This window comes from Bradyrhizobium sp. ISRA464 (assembly GCF_029910095.1).
GTDB lineage: Bacteria > Pseudomonadota > Alphaproteobacteria > Rhizobiales > Xanthobacteraceae > Bradyrhizobium.
Genome location: NZ_CP094526.1, coordinates 5,450,125 through 5,465,700, shown reverse-complemented (window position 1 = coordinate 5,465,700; position 15,576 = coordinate 5,450,125). Strand labels below are relative to the sequence as shown.

The following is a 15,576-nucleotide window of genomic DNA, read 5'->3' as shown; positions in this document are numbered from 1 at the left end:
CAGGTTACGCTTTGCTAATCTTACTGCGTCATAAATGTTGTATCTCCTCATCCTGAGGAGACCGCGAAGAGGGCGTCTCGAAGGATGTAGGCCACGGGGCCTCATGGTTCGAGACGCGCGTTCCGCGCTCCTCACCATGAGGGGTTGCGACGTTTGTGACGCAGTAGGACTAACCCGCTCTTCAGGTTGCAGGGAAGTACATGACGGCGCCAAAGTGGATCGGAATTGCACTGATCTTTCTGTCGACGATCCTGTTTCTGAACGTAACGTCGTTCTGCTACCATCGGGGATATGCTTCGCAGCAGGAGCTGTTCGAAAATGCGATCCTGCACCAAGCATCCAACATGGGCGATCTCTCTCCCGGTGAGAGTGCTCACGCCTACCTATCGAAGCATCCGGATTGCTGCTCCGTTTGCGAATGGGCGCCACCGAGCCAATCTTTCCTCGACACTATTCTTGGCAACAAGCTCCGATACGTTCGGGTCGCCTACCGACTGAAGCAAGCCGAGCTCGATCAATATCCCAAGGGCGGCGACTTCTATGAGGCGCTGGTGGAGGTCACGCCCTGCGGACGTACACTGCACAGGATAGGCATGCGCGTGGAGGAACGTTCTGGTCGCTGCTGACCGCGGACTGAACTGATCGATGTGGGCGTTTGTCCTCGCAAATTGCGTTCGCTTGCCGCTGTAGCGAATACGGAGAGTGCGCGTCGTGTGGCACCCCTCTCCCTAACCCTCTCCCGCAAGGGGAGAGGGAACCCTTTCGCCGGTGTCTCCCTTACGTGCAATCACTGAGTTGCCCGACGGCGCAAGCCCTCGCATCAAAAATATTTCTGTTTTCCAGAATAACAACTCAGTGTATGAAGAGTCCGTCTCACCCGCTTGAGGGGCGCTTCGCGATCGTCACGAGTGTTGGGTCGGGATGCGGTGGACGCGGAGTGCGCAACTGACGAGTGCGCATGAGGCGGACGGTGAAGTCGTGTGGTCTCGACGCCCCAGTGGCAGGTGTCTCCTCGCAAGATGCAAAACGTCTTCGCGAAGACGGTGACAAAAAAGCCAAGTCTCGCCGGGGAGAGCGCGAAGTAAGCCGTAACCCATCGCGCAGGGAAAGCCGGGATTGCTCCGGTTTCACCTGTGGTCCTACCTCCGGTGCTTTTTGTTGCACCGGACCCATGGGTGCGATCGGCACCCGGCTTTCCCTGCGCCCTCTGATCAAGAGAGGGCGGAACGAGATGCAAAGCTCGGGCAATTCGTGTCGCGAGAATGCTGACGTGTAGCTTACAGCTGACGTGTAGCTTACAAGTGGTCCCTATCGGATGGGTCTTGCTTTCGCAGGGACGGCGGATGAATTCTTCAGCAGCCGCACACTACTCCACCGCGGCACCCACCGGCGGTCCGCCCGGCGGGCGATGCAGGAAGGTGATCGATGCATAGGCGCCGACCCAGGAGCCGGCGGCGGCGAAGGCGACATAGACCCAGTTCTCGGTGTAGCTGATCACGGCATAGGACGAGAGCAGGTACCAAATGCTGCTCCAGGTCGCGGCCGGCACGCGTTTGCGCGCGACGACTGCCGAGGTGAACATGACATAGACCGCGTCGGTGGCCGCGGTCGCAAGAAAAACGCCGCCGGCGGTGAGGGGATCGATGGCAGCCATTGCAACTCCTGTTCCGGTCGGGCGAAGCCCTTGAAAAGCCCAACTTGACGGGCCAAACCGGCACCGCCTTTCTGTCATCATGCTCGGGCATACAACGGTCGGAAAGAGGCATGCGCATGCAGGACGTCAGTGAAATCCTTGCCGAGATCTGGACCGGTGCCGGCGGCGCGCCGTCCGCGCTCGATGCGGTCAGGCTGACCGGCGCGGAGCCGCAACTGCCGTCGTCGTTCCGTGTCGGCGCGGCGGCGCAGGCCTCGATCGCCGTGGCGGGCCTGGCGGCTGCGGAGATCTGGCGATCACGCAGCGGCGAGAGGCAGGACGTCGCCGTCGACATGCGCCACGCCGTCGTCGAATGCCGCAGCGAACGCTACCTGCGCGTCGACGGCAAGCCGCCGCCACCGGCCTGGGACAAGATCGCCGGCGTTTACCGCACACGCGACAACCGCTTTGTCCGCCTCCACACCAATTTCCCGCATCACCGCGACGCCGTCTGCCGGGTGCTCGCTTGCAAGGCGGAACGTGACGACGTCCAGGCTGCGCTGATGCAATGGGACGGCGAGGCGTTCGAGACCGCGGCCTACGCCGCCGGCGGCGTCGTGGCGCTGATGCGCTCGTACGACGAATGGTCCGCGACGCCGCACGCGAAAGAGCTCGCAAAACTGCCGCTGATCGAAATCGAGAAGATCGGCGACGCCGCACCAAAGCCTTGGGCCTCGGGCGACCGGCCGTTGGCCGGCCTCCGCGTCCTTGATCTCTCGCGTGTGATCGCGGGCCCCGTCGCCGGCCGCACGCTCGCCGCGCATGGCGCCGACGTGCTCTTGATCTCGGGTCCCGACTTGCCGGCGATCCCGTGGCTCACCATCGACACCGGCCGCGGCAAGCTTTCGAGCTTCGTCGAACTGCGGAGCGAGGAGGGGCGGCAGGTGATGCGCGATCTCGTGGCGCAGGCCGATATTTTCTCACAGGGCTATCGTCCGCAGGCGATCGCGCGTCTCGGCTTCTCTTCGGAGGAGGCCGCGCGGATCAACCCCGGCATCGTCTATGTGACGCTTTCGGCCTACGGGCATGCTGGTCCGTGGGCGGACCGCCGCGGTTTCGATTCCCTGGTACAGACCACGACCGGCTTCAATCACGCCGAAGGGCAGGCCGCCGGGATCGACGGGCCGAAGGAGCTGCCGGCGCAGATGCTCGACCACGCCACCGGATATTTCATGGCGTTCGGCGCCATGATGGCGAAGGCCCGCCAGGCGCGCGAGGGCGGCAGCTGGCACGTCCGGGTCTCGCTGGCGCAGACCGGGCGCTGGCTGTGGAATCTCGGCCGCGTCGCGGGCGGTCTGGCCACCGGGGACCTGAAGGCCGATGCGGTGACGCCGTACATCGAGCAGCTCCCGTCCGGTTTGGGCACACTGAGCTCGGTCAGGCACGCGGCCGTGCTGTCGAAAACGCCGGCCCACTGGTCGCGCCCGGCGATGCCGCTCGGCAGCCATCCTCCGGAGTTTCCCGGATGAGGCGTTCAGGCGTCATTCAGGCTATCCAATCTTTAACCGCAGCCGCTGCCGAACGGCGATTTTTAGGTTGTTTACAACACCAAATCAGCACTATTAGCGCACCGCTGGGGCCGTCCCACCGGAAGCTGAAACGATCGACCCCCGGACCGCATGCTTAAAGAATTCACCAAACGAACACAGAGCTTTAACCGCCCGCGAATGGTGACGGCCGTGGCGGTGCTGGCGCTGGCCGGGGCCGCTGTCTACGGCTACGCGTATCTCAGCGCGGCCAAACCGACGCCGTCGGAGGTCTCCAGCCAGTCCCGCAAGGCAGGCTCGCGCTACACCCCGACCGCGGCCGAATGGGCCAGCCTGACCTTCCAGACAGTGACCGAACACACCTTTCGCTCCGAGCTCGTGACCGAGGGCAAGATCGGGATCGATGAAGACCGGTCCACCCCGGTCTATTCGCCCTATACCGGCCGGGTGACCCGGCTGCTGGTGCGGCCGGGCGAGAGCGTGGCCAAGGGGCAGCCGCTGTTCGTGATCGAGGCGGCCGACACCGTGCAGGCCCAGAACGATTATGTCGCGGCGATGACCGGCCTCAACAAGGCGCAATCGGCGCTCGACCTCGCGCAGATCCAGGAGAAGCGTGCCAAGGACCTGTCCGAGGGCAAGGCGATCCCGCTGAAGGATTATCAGCAGGCGCAGGCAGCGCTGGTACAGGCCCAGAATGACGCCCGCTCGGCGCAGACCCAGCTGGAAGCCGCGCAGAACAAGCTGCACATCCTCGGCTTCGGCGACGACGCCATCGCGACGCTGCAGCAGAAGGGCCGCCTCAATCCGGAGACGACGGTGTTCGCGCCGATCGGCGGCACCATCGTCCAGCGCAAGGCGGGCCCAGGGCAGTATGTCTCGACTGGCGCCAGCGATCCGGTCTACGTGATCGGCGACCTCTCCACGGTCTGGCTGATCGCCTATGTCCGCGAATCCGACGCGGACAACGTCGCTGTCGGGCAGGACGTCAGCTTCAGCGTGATGGCGCTGCCGGGCAAGGTGCTGAACGCCCGGATCAACTACGTGGCCGCCGCGATCGATCCGACCTCGCGCCGGCTTCTGGTCCGCGCCACCATCGACAACAAGGACAACCGGCTGAAGCCTGAGATGTTCGCCAATGTGACGCTGTATTCGACCGGCGATCACCCGGCGGTCGGCGTGCCGAAGCAGGCGCTGATCTACGAGGGCGACCAGGTTCGGGTCTGGGTCGTGCGCGACGACAAGACGATCGAGTTGCGCCAGATCAAGCCCGGCCTCACCAATGGCGACCTCGTCGAGGTTGCCAGCAATCTGAAGCCCGGCGAGCAGATCGTGACGAAGGGGAGCCTCTTCATCGACCGCGCCGCGTCCGGCACTTAAGACAGCATGATCCGGAAAAGTGGGGTCGGTCTTCCGACGAGATCATGCTCAATCAAAGCAGTCCTTCCAGCCTGAAAGCTCCGATCTGAATGGATCGCCTCGTCGCCCTTGCCGTCAATCGCCGCTACTTGATGGTGGCCATGTTCGTGGCCGTCCTCATCGGCGGCCTGCTCGCGTTCAAGCAGCTCAACATCGAGGCCTATCCCGACCCGACCCCGCCGATGGTCGACGTGGTGACGCAGAGCCCAGGCCTTTCGGCGGAGGAGATCGAGCGTTACATCACGATCCCGATCGAGACCCAGGTCGCCGGCATCAAGAACCTGCGCACCATCCGCACCATCTCGCTGTATGGGCTCTCCGACGTCAAGCTGCAGTTCTCGTTCGATTACACCTATGATGAGGCGCTGCAGCAGGTGCTGAACCGCCTGTCGCAGCTCGCTCCGTTGCCGGGGAATGTGCAGCCCGGCATTTCGCCGACAAGCCCGATCGGTGAAATCTTCCGTTACCGGCTCAAGGGCCCGCCGAACTACAGTGTGCTCGACCTCAAGACCTTGCAGGACTGGGTGCTGCAGCGCCGCTTCCGCGCGGTGCCCGGCGTAATCGACGTCACTGGCTGGGGCGGCAAGACGAAGACCTATGAAATCCAGGTCGACTTCAACAAGCTGGTCGCCAACGGCCTGACCTTGCCGCAGGTGCTGCAGGCCGTCTCCAACGCCAACATCAATGTCGGCGGCAACACCGTGAACATCGGCACGCAGTCGGCCGTGGTGCGCGGCGTCGGCCTGATCCGTTCGATCGACGACCTGTCCAACACCATGATCTCGCAGTCCGGCGGCAATCCTGTGCTGGTGAGGGATATCGGCACCGTCACCATCGGCGAGAAGCCGCGGCTCGGCATTGCCGGCATCGACAATGACGACGACATCGTGCAGGGCATCGTGCTGATGCGGCGCGGCGAGCAAAGCTCGCCGACGATCGCCCGCGTCGAGCAGCTCGTCAATCAGATCAACAACTCCTCGATCCTGCCGCCGGGCGTGAAGATCGAGCGCATCTATGACCGCAAGGACCTGATCGAGCTCACCACCCACACCGTGCTGCACAACATGGTGGTCGGCATCCTCCTGATCGTGCTGCTGCAGTGGATCTTCCTCGGCGATCTCCGCAGCGCGCTGATCGTCGGCGCGACGATTCCGTTCGCGCTGTTCTTCGCCGTGATCATCCTGGTGCTGCGCGGCGAGTCCGCCAACCTGCTGTCGGTCGGCGCGATCGACTTCGGCCTGATCGTCGATGCCACCGTCATCATGGTGGAGGCGATCTTCCGGCGGCTGTCGCAGACCACCTCGCTCTCGGAGACGGAGCAGAGCCATATCTCCGAAGACACGGTGATGGGCATAAAGAGTCACGCGATCCTGTCGGCCGCAGCCGACGTCTCGCGCTCGATCTTCTTTGCCGCCACCATCATCGTCGCCGCCTTCCTGCCGCTGTTCACGCTGGGCGGCGTCGAAGGCAACATCTTCGGGCCGATGGCGCGGACCTACGCCTATGCATTGGCGGGCGGGCTGCTGGCAACGTTCACGATCACGCCGGCCTTGAGCGCGATCATCCTGCCGGCGCATATTCACGAGACCGAGACCTGGATCGTCAGGAAGCTCGACCAGATCTATCTGCCGGTCCTGAACTGGGCGGTCGCCAACCGCAAGGTCGTGATGGCCGGCGCGGCCGGCCTCGTGGTCATGACCGTCATCTTCGCGCGCTTCCTGGGCCTCGAATTCCTGCCCAAGCTGGAAGAAGGCAATCTGTGGATCCGCGCCACGCTGCCGCCGACGATCTCGCTGCAGGAAGGCAACGCCTACGTCAATGAGATGCGGCGGCTGATCCGCAGCCGTCCCGAGGTGGAAGCCGTGGTGTCGCAGCACGGCCGGCCCGATGACGGCACCGACGCCGCAGGGTTCTTCAATGCCGAGTTCTTCGCACCGCTGAAGCCGGTCAGCGAATGGCCCGGCACACATGACAAGGACGAACTGACCGCGCAATTGCTCGCGCAGTTGCAGGACAAGTTCCCCGGCGTCGAATTCAACTTCTCGCAATACCTGCAGGACAACGTCTCGGAGGCGGTGTCGGGCGTGAAGGGCGAGAACTCGATCAAGCTCTACGGCAACGACCTGCAGGCGCTGACCGACACTGCCAACAAGATCAAGTCCGTGCTGGCGACGGTGCAGGGCATCACCGACCTCGCCGTGTTCACCTCGCTCGGCCAGCCCACCATCCAGATCGACGTCGACCGAGCACGGGCGGCGCGTTACGGCCTGTCACCGGGCGACATCAACGCGACGATCAAGGTCGCGATCGGCGGCGACAGCGCCGGCGACCTCTATGAACCCGGCAGCGACCGGCATTTCCCGATCATCGTTCGGCTCGCACCCGAATATCGCAAGAGCGCAGAGGCGATCCAGAACCTGCGCGTCGGCGTGGCCAACCCCAATGGCGGCATCACGCAGATCCCCTTGAGCGAGGTCGCCTCGATCAAGCTGGTCTCGGGCGCCGCCTACATCTACCGCGAGCAGCAGGAGCGCTACCTGCCGATCAAGTTCTCGGTACGTGACCGCGACCTCGGCAGCGCGATCCTGGAGGCACAGCAGAAGGTCAACGAGCAGGTGCAGCTGCCGCCCGGCTCGCATCTCGAATGGGTCGGCGAGTTCGGCAATTTGCAGGACGCGATCAAGCGGCTGTCGATCGTGGTGCCGATCAGCCTCGCGCTGATCGCGGCGCTGCTGTTCTTCAATTTCGGCTCGATGGTCGACACGCTGCTCGCCATGAGCGTGATCCCGATGGCGATCTTCGGCGGCGTGCTCGGGCTCCTGATCTCGGGCATTCCGTTCAGCGTGTCGGCGGCTATCGGCTTCATCGCGCTGTTCGGCATCGCGGTGATGGACGGCATCATCATCCTGTCGCAGTTCAACCAGCTGATCGACGAGGGTTACGACCGCATGCGTGCGGTGATCCGCACCGGCGAGCTCCAGCTCCGCCCGGTGCTGATGACCTGCGTCGTCGCCGGCGTCGGGCTGCTGCCGGCGGCGGTGTCGGAGGGCATCGGCTCGCAGGTGCAGAAGCCGCTCGCGATCGTCGTCGTCACCGGCATGATGCTGGCGCCGCTGGTGATCCTGGTCACGCTGCCGGTGCTGATCTCCTATTTCTCGCGCCGGCCGCGCGAGCGCTAGGGAGCGATCCCGCAGGCAATCAGGTGAAGCCGTAGAGCCGTGCCGGATTGTCGACCAGGATCGTCTTGCGGACCGCGGCATCCGGCGCCCAGACCGGCAGCTGGTTGAGGAGGCGGCCGTCGTCGATCTGGTACAGCGGCGTGACGTCGGTGACCTTCTTGCCCGGCGGCGTCACCGAATTCGGGTGCGGCCAGTCGGTTCCCCAGACGATCCGCTCGGCATTGGCCGTGATCAGCGCCTGCGCCAGCGGCACGGCGTCCGGATAGTCGGGGGCGAGCTTGGAGGCGCGGTAGGCGCCGGAGATCTTGACGTAGGCCTTGCCGGATCTGACGAGCTCGAGCAGGTCGGCAAATCCCGGCTGCGCGACGCCGAGCGCGGCCTCCGCGCCGCCGAAATGATCGAACACAACCGGCACCGGGGCGGCGGCGACGAGATCCTTGATCGCCGAGATCACGGCGAGGTTGGTGAAGAGCTGGATGTGCCAGCCGCGTGTCTTCATCCGTTCCACGGCGGCCGAGAAGCGCTGCCGGCCGACATTGGGATCGTTGACGCCACTGGTCGCGAGGTTGAGGCGGATGCCGCGGAAGCCGGCCTTGTGCATGGCGTCCAGATCGCTCTCGCTGGTCTTGTCGTCGATCACGGCCACCCCGCGCGCGGTGGGGCCGCGGGCCATGATGCCGAACAGCGTCGCCGAATTGTCGGGACCGTAGACGCTCGGGGTCACGATCACCACGCGCTCGATGTGCAGCGCCTTGTGAAGGGCGGTCATCTCCTCGGGCGAGGCCTGTTCCGGCGTATAGACGCGGCCCGCGAAGAACGGGAACTTCGCGGGGTCTCCATGGATGTGGGTGTGGCAGTCGCATGCCCCGGCCGGCACATCGAAGTTCACCGGGGTCGATGGCTGCGAGGCCCTGGAAAATGCGTTGCTGCTGGTCATGGTCACTCCCGCCGCGATGGAAGCCAACATCATACTGCGTCGCGTCAGCATTGGACGTCTCCCTGCGTGCTCGGCTGTTATGCGCGTCATCCGCGCCTCGGCGTTATCTGTCGCCGGCGGGGAGGGAGGTTATCGGGGGATCGCTCGGGCGGGAAGGGCTCGGCGCTGGTCGTGCGAACGGTTCCGCGTCGACGTCTATTGTCCCGACGGCGTGCGGAGGCCATGCCAGGCGTCGCGGACCTGATGGTAATGGACCTCGGGCAGATAGTCCGGCGTCTTCAGATTGAGCGTCTTGACGTCGAGGCGTCCGATCGCGCTGAGCAGCGTGTAGGAAGCGACCACGCGATCGCGCTGCGCGCCGATCAGCCGCGCCCGCGCCGTGATCAAATCCTGCTGAGCATTGAGCACGTCGACCGTGGTGCGCTGGCCGCCGGCGGCTTCCTTCTGCACGCCGGCCAGCGCTACCTCCGCGGCCTTCATCTCGGATTCGGAGGCCGACACTGCGATCTTGGCGCCCTCGCTCGCGACCCAGGCGCTGACCACGGCGGTCTTGGCCTGATTGCGGACCTGGTCGAGCACGAGCCGGCTCTGCGCCGCCACTTCCTTGGCCTGCCGGGTCTGCGACGCCGCCGTGCCGCCGTCATAGATCGGCTGCGTGACCTGGCCGATCACCGAGGCCTGATCGGTTCCGAAGGTGCCGAGCGTGGAGTCGGAGTCGCGGCTCTTGCTGACGCTGCCTTGCACCGTGACGTTCGGCATCAGGCTGCTTTCGGCGACGCGGATCGACGTCGAGGCGACGTCGACGTCGTAGCCAGCCGCCAGCACGGCTGGATGCTCGCGCAACGCAAACGCGATGGCTTCCTCGCGGCTGCGCGGCAGCAGCCGGTCGATGGACTCAGCGGGACGCAACTGTGACGGCGGGTTGCCGATCACCTGCGCGTAGGTGGCCTGGCTGACAGCGAGGTTGACCTGCGCGGCATTGAGATCGGCCAGGCCGCGATTGAGCCGCGCCTCGGCTTGCGCGGTATCGGTCGGCGTGACGTCGCCGGCATTGAGGCGCCGCTGCGTGATCGCCTGGGTTTCCTTCAGGAACGCGACGTTGGCGCGCTGGGCGTCGACCAGGGTCTGGTTGGCCAGCACGTTGGTATAGGCGGTGACGGCATCGAGCAGCACGCCCTGGCCGACATTGCGCAGCGCCTCGCGGCCGGATTGCACCTGCAGTTCCGCGACGCGCACGCTGTTGGCGGTCTTGAAGCCGTTGAACAGGGTCTGGGTGACCGTCAGGCCGATCTGCCAGGGCTTCAAGGTCGCGGTCTGGATGACATTGCCGGGCAATTGGTCGCGCACCGCCTGCAGGCCGACCGAAAGGCTGGCCGCGATCTGGGGCCGGTAACCGGCAAGTGCCTGCGGCACGTTTTCGTCGGTCGCACGCTGGCGTGCGCGTTCGGCGTTGAGCTGCGGGTTGCTCCGATAGGCCTTGGCCAGCGCCTCTGGCAGGCTCTCGGCGCGGGCGGCAGGCAGGGCCAGCAGCAGCGTGCACACGAATGCGCCAACGCAACTGCCCGACAACAGCACGCGTCTCTTTACGTCGCCAAACCTGGCGGCACGCTCAACCATGTGATCCCGCAAAACCAACCCCGGCAGGCCGCCCCCGCCGACGTGTTCGACACATCTACCTGTTTAGGGGGCGGCATCGCCACTGGCAAACCGCCGGGCGACATCTGCACATCAATTCAATTGTTGTCTGTTGCCGGTTCGTCACAGGGGAACCTTAATGTCATATGCAGTATAAATTTCGGCCACCGGCGGCCGATTCAGGATGCCGGTTGTCCACAGCCTCGCCGGGTTCAACCGTGATGCCGAAAATCTTCTCCGATCCCGAGGCGATCGCCGAACACATCATCCGTGACGTCGGAACCGATCTGGTGGTCGGGCTGCCGCTCGGGCTCGGCAAGGCCAACCACATCGTCAATGCGCTGTATGCGCGGGCCGCCGCCGACCGTTCCATCAATCTGACGCTGCTCTCGGCGCTGACGCTGGAAAAGCCGAGGCCGAAGAACCTGCTCGAGCAGCGCTTCATCGGTCCGGTGATCGAGCGCCTGTTCGGCGGCTATCCGGATCTCGCCTATGCGGATGCGCTGCATGCCGGCGCCCTGCCGCCCAACATCAAGGTGATCGAGTTTTTCTTCCTCGCAGGGCAGTGGCTGCATCAGCCATTCGCACAACAGCATTACATCTCCGCGAACTACACCCACGCGGCGTCCTATTTGCTGTCGCGTGGACTGAATGTCGTCACCCAGCTCGTCGCCAAACGCGTGGTCGATGGCGAGGCGCGCTACAGCCTGAGCTGCAACACCGATACGACCCTCGACGTTCTGCGTGCCCGCCGCGACGGGCGTGCGGCGTTCAAGCTGATCGCGCAGGTCAACTCCGAGCTGCCGTTCATGCCCGGCGCCGGCGACCTGTCGGCCGATGAATTCGCGGCTGTGCTCGACGGCCCTGCGGTCGACTTTCCGCTGTTCGCGCCGCCGTCCGAGCCGATCAGCGACACCAAATATGCGATCGGGCTGCATGCCGCAGGCCTGGTGCGCGACGGCGGCACGCTGCAAATCGGCATCGGTCAGGTCGGCGATGCGCTGGCACAGGGGCTGGTGGTCCGTCATCGCGACAATGGGCAGTTCCACGGCATCATGAAGCGACTTGCGCCCGGTAGCGAACAGCTCGCCGCAGCCGAAACCGGACCGTTCGAGAAGGGCCTCTACGGCGTCAGCGAGATGCTGTTCGAGGCGTTCCTCGGGTTGATCGACGCTGCATCCTCAAGCGCGACGTCGACGGTGTGATCCTGCACGGCGCCTTCTTCCTGGGCCCGCGATCGTTCTATCGGGCGCTGCGCGAAATGACAGCGGAGCAGCTCGCGCGGATCCAGATGATGCCGGTATCCTTCACCAACGAGATCTTCGGCGACGAAAATGCCAAGCGCCGCGCCCGCGTCGATGCACGCTTCGTCAACAATGCGATGATGGCGACGCTGCTCGGCGCGGCGATCTCGGACGGTCTGGAGAACGGCCAAGTCGTGAGCGGAGTCGGCGGCCAGTACAATTTCGTGGCACAGGCGTTTGCGCTCGAGGGCGCACGCTCAGTGTTGACGCTGGAGTCCACACATCCGTCCGCAAGACAGATACAGTCGAACATCCGCTGGAGCTACGGCCACGAGACCATTCCGCGGCACCTGCGCGATATCTTCGTCACCGAATATGGCGTCGCCGACGTGCGCGGGAAATCGGATGCTGATGTCATTGCAGCGATGCTGCAGGTGGCGGATTCCCGCTTCCAGGGCGAGTTGATGCGGCAGGCCAAGGATGCCGGCAAGCTACCGCGCAATTACGAGATTCCGGTCGCCCACCGCGAAAACTATCCCGAGCGGATCCGCGCTGCGCTGAAGCCCGCGCGTGACGCCGGCTTGTTGCCGCCGTTCCCGTTCGGCAGCGATTTCACCGAGGTCGAGCAGCGGCTGATCCCCGCCTTGCAGATCCTGCAGCAGGCGCAGCGCACACCGCTCCAGCTGCCAAGCCTGCTATGGCAGGGCATGCGGCATCCGCCCGACGCCCCCGACCGCGAATGCCTGGCGCGGCTCGGCCTCGACAAGCCTACCCACTTTGCCGAGCGCGCCTATCGCGCCCTGGTCAGCGCGGCGCTCGCGCGGAGCAGGGGACGCTAGCGGTTCTTGTTGACCGGCTTCCGCTTCTCGATGAACGCGGCCATCCCCTCGGAGCGGTCTTCCAGCGCGAAGGTCGAGTGGAACAGGTTGCGCTCGACATTCATGCCCTCCGAGAGCGGCGTCTCGAAGGCGCGGTTGATGGCTTCCTTGGCCATCGCAGCCGCCGGGCGCGACATCGAGGCGATCTTCTCGGCCGCGGCGAGCGCCTCTTCCATCAGCTTGTCGGCGGGCACGATCCGCGACACCAGACCCGAGCGCTCGGCCTCGGCAGCGTCCATCATTCGCCCGGTGAGGCAGAGATCCATTGCCTTCGACTTGCCGATCGCGCGTGTCAGGCGCTGCGTGCCGCCGATGCCGGGAATCGTGCCGAGGGTGATTTCCGGCTGGCCAAATTTGGCGGTGTCGGCGGCGATAATGACGTCGCACATCATCGCGAGCTCGCAGCCGCCGCCCAGCGCATAGCCGGCCACCGCCGCGATCGTCGGCTTGCGGCATCTGGCGATACGATCGCCGCCGATCGAGGCGAAGTCGCTGGTGAACATGTCGATGAAGCCCTTCGGCTGCATCTCCTTGATATCGGCGCCGGCCGCAAATGCCTTCTCGCTGCCGGTGATCAAAAGGCAGCCGATCTTGTCGTCGGCCTCGAGATCGTCGACCGCTGCGGCGATCTCGCGGAACACGCCGAAAGACAGAGCATTGAGCATCTTTGGCCGGTTCAGCGTGATGACGCCGACCGGTCCTTTGCTCTCGACGATGATGAATTCGAACGTAGCCATGGACGCAAACCCCGTGCCTGATTTGCCCGGCAATGTGCCCGCTGGCGGGATGCGCTTCAAGTGGCTGAAAGGAGGGCCGGGCCGGTTGCGGCGCTACGCGCGCCGCGCCCGTGATGGTCGACAGACTTACGCCATGAACATGCGCGCGGCGGAGGCCACGGTGAGCAGGGCGCCAAAGCCGATAAAGATCTTCCCGATCAGCGATGTCTGGTCCCAGGTCGAGCCGTCGCCGCTGGCCACGACCGGTGCTGCCGTGGGGGCAGCCATTGCCACGGTTTGCGGCTGCGCCGGCCGGGTTTCGGGCTGAGCTGCCTGCTGCTGGGCTGGTTGTTGCTGTTCCGTCGGCTGTGCCTGCTGTAAGGCACGATCGACGTCGTTGAGTTGGTCGGAGGCGACCACGTCAGTGTCGGCGGCCTGCGGCTGCGAATCGGCTGGTTTGTCGGCTGCGGCTACAGTGGAATTGGCGTTGGCGGGTGCGGCGTTGGTGTCGCCGGCGGTCAGCTCTGCATTGGCGTTGGCAACGGAGGCGGGGATGCCTGTCGACGTGACGCTGCCGGCGTCGCCGACGGCGGCCTTGCTCTCGGATTTGTCGGCGGCCTTGGAGGACTTGCGGTGGGCATGTCGCTTGTCGTGCCGGACCGATTTGTCAGCGGTGGCGCTGGTGGATTTGGACGCCGTGGTGTCCGCACCAGCCGCACGCATCGGCGAAGACCCGGCGACACACACGAGGAACCCTGTCGCAACCATCAAGGCCAAGCGCCCGCTGGCTTTGATTTTCATTTGATTATCTCCCCATTCGCCTGGCCCCGAGGCGAAAAGAGACCCTGCTGCGTGTCCACACCGGGGCAGAAAAAGGGAATCTTCGGGCCACAACGGGCGAAAGCTGGGCAATTCCTGCGTTGCCGACTTGATGTGATGGCCGGGAACGGCACCGATGCTTGTCGCTCCGATCGGTGTTATGAGCCAGAGGTCCTGGAACCCCACGGGGGCGATTCTGCCAGCCGGTCGTCGGTGCCATCCTCGCCGGAGCCTGATATCACGAATTCGTGATGTGCTTGCTCTGCGCGTAACGAATTGAAAGATCGACCGAATTGCAACTCAGGAGCGGGCGTGCGGGAACGTGAGGATGAGTGGACCGACTTGATGCGGTCGGCCATTTCAGGCGATGAGGCAGCGTATCATCGTCTGCTCAAGGCCATCACGCCGGTGCTCCGCGCCGCGGCGCGCCGGGGATTGGCGCGCGCGGGACAACCGGTCGATCAGTCCGAGGACATCGTGCAGGACATCTTGCTGGCGGTGCATTTGAAGCGGCAGACATGGGACGCTAACGCCCCATTTGCGCCGTGGTTGTTCGCGATCGCCCGCAACAAGCTGATCGACGCGCTGCGCCGTCGCGGCAAGCGCATCTTTGTCAATATCGACGACTTTGCCGAGACGTTGCCGGGAGAAACGCCCGAGCCGACTGCATCGGCGAGCGAGGTGGCGGCCCAGCTGCAGTCCTTGCCCGCGCGGCAGCGCGACGTGCTGCAATCGATCGCGGTCGACAGCGCCTCGATCAAGGACACTGCGGCGAAGTTCTCGATGAGCGAGGGCGCGGTGCGGGTCGCGCTTCATCGTGGGTTGGCGAGCCTCACTGCGAAACTACGGGACCGATGAGCATGGACACGGATCAACTCATTCGAACCCTGGCCGCCGACAATGCCTACCGCCCGCGGCCGATCGGTCTTGCGCTGATGTTGGCGCTGCTTGCCGCGGCCCCGGTCTCGCTCCTGATCTTCTTTGCCGAGCTTGGTGTCCGCCCCGACGTGATGACGGCAATGCATAACCCGTTCTTCGACCTGAAATTCGCCGTCACGCTGGCGCTTGCGGCCTCCGCGATCGCGGTCAGCCTGCATCTGTCGCGGCCCGAAGCCTCGCTGCGCGGCTTCGGCTGGTGGTTGCTGGTTCCCGCCGGCATTCTCGTTGCCGCGATCAGCGGCGAGATGATGATGCCGCAGCGCGCACCGATGATGACGCGGCTGATCGGCAAGAATTCGACGGCCTGCATGTCCGCGATCCCCGCGATGTCGCTGCCGCTGCTCGCGGGCGCGCTGCGCGCGCTCCGGCAGGGCGCGCCGTCGCGGCCGGCGGTGGCCGGCGCGGTCGCGGGCATGTTGTCGGCAGGATTGGCGGCGACGATCTATGCGTCGCACTGCACCGATGATTCGCCGCTGTTCGTCGCGACCTGGTACACGCTCGCAACCGCGATCGTCGCGACCGTCGGCGCGTTCGCTGGACGGCGGGTGCTGAGATACTGACCGATTGTAGCGCGAATGGAGCCAACGGGTCGCGCGAATGCGCGCCCGATGGCAGGCTTCATGAAGCCCAGGA

The 15,576-nt window shown here is 65.0% G+C and carries 11 protein-coding genes and 1 pseudogene; 7 read left to right on the top strand and 5 right to left on the bottom strand.

Annotated features, from left to right (window positions below):
- The first annotated feature begins 200 nt into the window (after positions 1–200).
- Positions 201–626 carry a hypothetical protein gene (locus MTX19_RS25570; RefSeq protein WP_280979861.1) on the top strand — a complete coding sequence of 142 codons (426 nt, stop codon included), beginning with the start codon at positions 201–203 and terminating at the stop codon, positions 624–626.
- A gap of 740 nt (positions 627–1,366) precedes the next feature.
- Here the strand turns inward: MTX19_RS25570 and MTX19_RS25565 are convergent.
- Entirely contained in the window at positions 1,367–1,654 is a 288-nt protein-coding gene (locus MTX19_RS25565) for a hypothetical protein (protein ID WP_280976912.1), read from the bottom strand.
- A gap of 116 nt (positions 1,655–1,770) precedes the next feature.
- Here MTX19_RS25565 and MTX19_RS25560 point away from each other — a divergent pair, with 116 nt between their 5' ends.
- The 3 genes from MTX19_RS25560 (at position 1,771) to MTX19_RS25550 (ending at position 7,775) form a co-directional block, all read left to right on the top strand.
- On the top strand, positions 1,771–3,162 hold the full coding sequence (locus MTX19_RS25560; RefSeq protein ID WP_280984881.1) for a CoA transferase: 1,392 nt from the start codon (positions 1,771–1,773) through the stop codon (positions 3,160–3,162).
- Between the two features lie 150 nt (positions 3,163–3,312).
- The gene (locus tag MTX19_RS25555) at positions 3,313–4,557 is read left to right on the top strand and encodes an efflux RND transporter periplasmic adaptor subunit (RefSeq protein ID WP_280979860.1); all 1,245 of its coding nucleotides are present in this window, start codon (positions 3,313–3,315) and stop codon (positions 4,555–4,557) included.
- An 89-nt stretch (positions 4,558–4,646) separates the two neighbouring features.
- Complete coding sequence (locus tag MTX19_RS25550) at positions 4,647–7,775, top strand: CusA/CzcA family heavy metal efflux RND transporter (RefSeq protein ID WP_280985524.1); 3,129 nt, start codon at positions 4,647–4,649, stop codon at positions 7,773–7,775.
- 19 nt (positions 7,776–7,794) lie between these two features.
- Here the strand turns inward: MTX19_RS25550 and MTX19_RS25545 are convergent, their stop codons facing one another.
- Both MTX19_RS25545 and MTX19_RS25540 read right to left on the bottom strand, forming a co-directional pair.
- Positions 7,795–8,763 (bottom strand): amidohydrolase family protein, encoded by a 969-nt coding sequence (locus MTX19_RS25545; RefSeq protein WP_280979859.1) that lies wholly within the window; start codon positions 8,761–8,763, stop codon positions 7,795–7,797.
- Positions 8,764–8,907: 144 nt separating this feature from the next.
- Positions 8,908–10,329, bottom strand: coding sequence for a TolC family outer membrane protein (locus tag MTX19_RS25540; RefSeq protein WP_280985523.1), 1,422 nt, complete (start codon positions 10,327–10,329; stop codon positions 8,908–8,910).
- A gap of 239 nt (positions 10,330–10,568) precedes the next feature.
- Here MTX19_RS25540 and MTX19_RS25535 point away from each other — a divergent pair.
- Positions 10,569–12,430: pseudogene (locus MTX19_RS25535) on the top strand (acetyl-CoA hydrolase/transferase C-terminal domain-containing protein).
- On the opposite strand, the gene MTX19_RS25530 reads toward MTX19_RS25535, so the two are convergent.
- On the bottom strand, positions 12,427–13,206 hold the full coding sequence (locus MTX19_RS25530; RefSeq protein WP_280979858.1) for an enoyl-CoA hydratase: 780 nt from the start codon (positions 13,204–13,206) through the stop codon (positions 12,427–12,429). The pseudogene MTX19_RS25535 and the gene MTX19_RS25530 overlap by 4 nt on opposite strands.
- 126 nt (positions 13,207–13,332) lie before the next feature.
- Positions 13,333–13,986, bottom strand: a complete 654-nt coding sequence (locus MTX19_RS25525; protein WP_280979857.1) for a hypothetical protein — start codon at positions 13,984–13,986, stop codon at positions 13,333–13,335.
- A gap of 330 nt (positions 13,987–14,316) precedes the next feature.
- Between MTX19_RS25525 and MTX19_RS25520 the strand changes: the two genes are divergently transcribed.
- Positions 14,317–14,862 carry a sigma-70 family RNA polymerase sigma factor gene (locus tag MTX19_RS25520; protein ID WP_280979856.1) on the top strand — a complete coding sequence of 182 codons (546 nt, stop codon included), beginning with the start codon at positions 14,317–14,319 and terminating at the stop codon, positions 14,860–14,862.
- A 2-nt stretch (positions 14,863–14,864) separates the two neighbouring features.
- A complete protein-coding gene (locus MTX19_RS25515) occupies positions 14,865–15,503 on the top strand; it encodes a DUF1109 domain-containing protein (protein WP_280976920.1) in 639 nt (212 codons plus the stop codon).
- The last annotated feature ends 73 nt before the right edge of the window (positions 15,504–15,576 follow it).

Excerpts from the sequence above, each read along its gene's own strand:
- MTX19_RS25570 (WP_280979861.1), top strand. The coding sequence starts at position 201 with ATGACGGCGCCAAAGTGGATCGGAATTGCACTGATCTTTCTGTCGACG.
- MTX19_RS25565 (WP_280976912.1), bottom strand. The coding sequence starts at position 1,654 with ATGGCTGCCATCGATCCCCTCACCGCCGGCGGCGTTTTTCTTGCGACC.
- MTX19_RS25560 (WP_280984881.1), top strand. The coding sequence starts at position 1,771 with ATGCAGGACGTCAGTGAAATCCTTGCCGAGATCTGGACCGGTGCCGGC.
- MTX19_RS25555 (WP_280979860.1), top strand. The coding sequence starts at position 3,313 with ATGCTTAAAGAATTCACCAAACGAACACAGAGCTTTAACCGCCCGCGA.
- MTX19_RS25550 (WP_280985524.1), top strand. The coding sequence starts at position 4,647 with ATGGATCGCCTCGTCGCCCTTGCCGTCAATCGCCGCTACTTGATGGTG.
- MTX19_RS25545 (WP_280979859.1), bottom strand. The coding sequence starts at position 8,763 with ATGCTGACGCGACGCAGTATGATGTTGGCTTCCATCGCGGCGGGAGTG.
- MTX19_RS25540 (WP_280985523.1), bottom strand. The coding sequence starts at position 10,329 with ATGGTTGAGCGTGCCGCCAGGTTTGGCGACGTAAAGAGACGCGTGCTG.
- MTX19_RS25530 (WP_280979858.1), bottom strand. The coding sequence starts at position 13,206 with ATGGCTACGTTCGAATTCATCATCGTCGAGAGCAAAGGACCGGTCGGC.
- MTX19_RS25525 (WP_280979857.1), bottom strand. The coding sequence starts at position 13,986 with ATGAAAATCAAAGCCAGCGGGCGCTTGGCCTTGATGGTTGCGACAGGG.
- MTX19_RS25515 (WP_280976920.1), top strand. The coding sequence starts at position 14,865 with ATGGACACGGATCAACTCATTCGAACCCTGGCCGCCGACAATGCCTAC.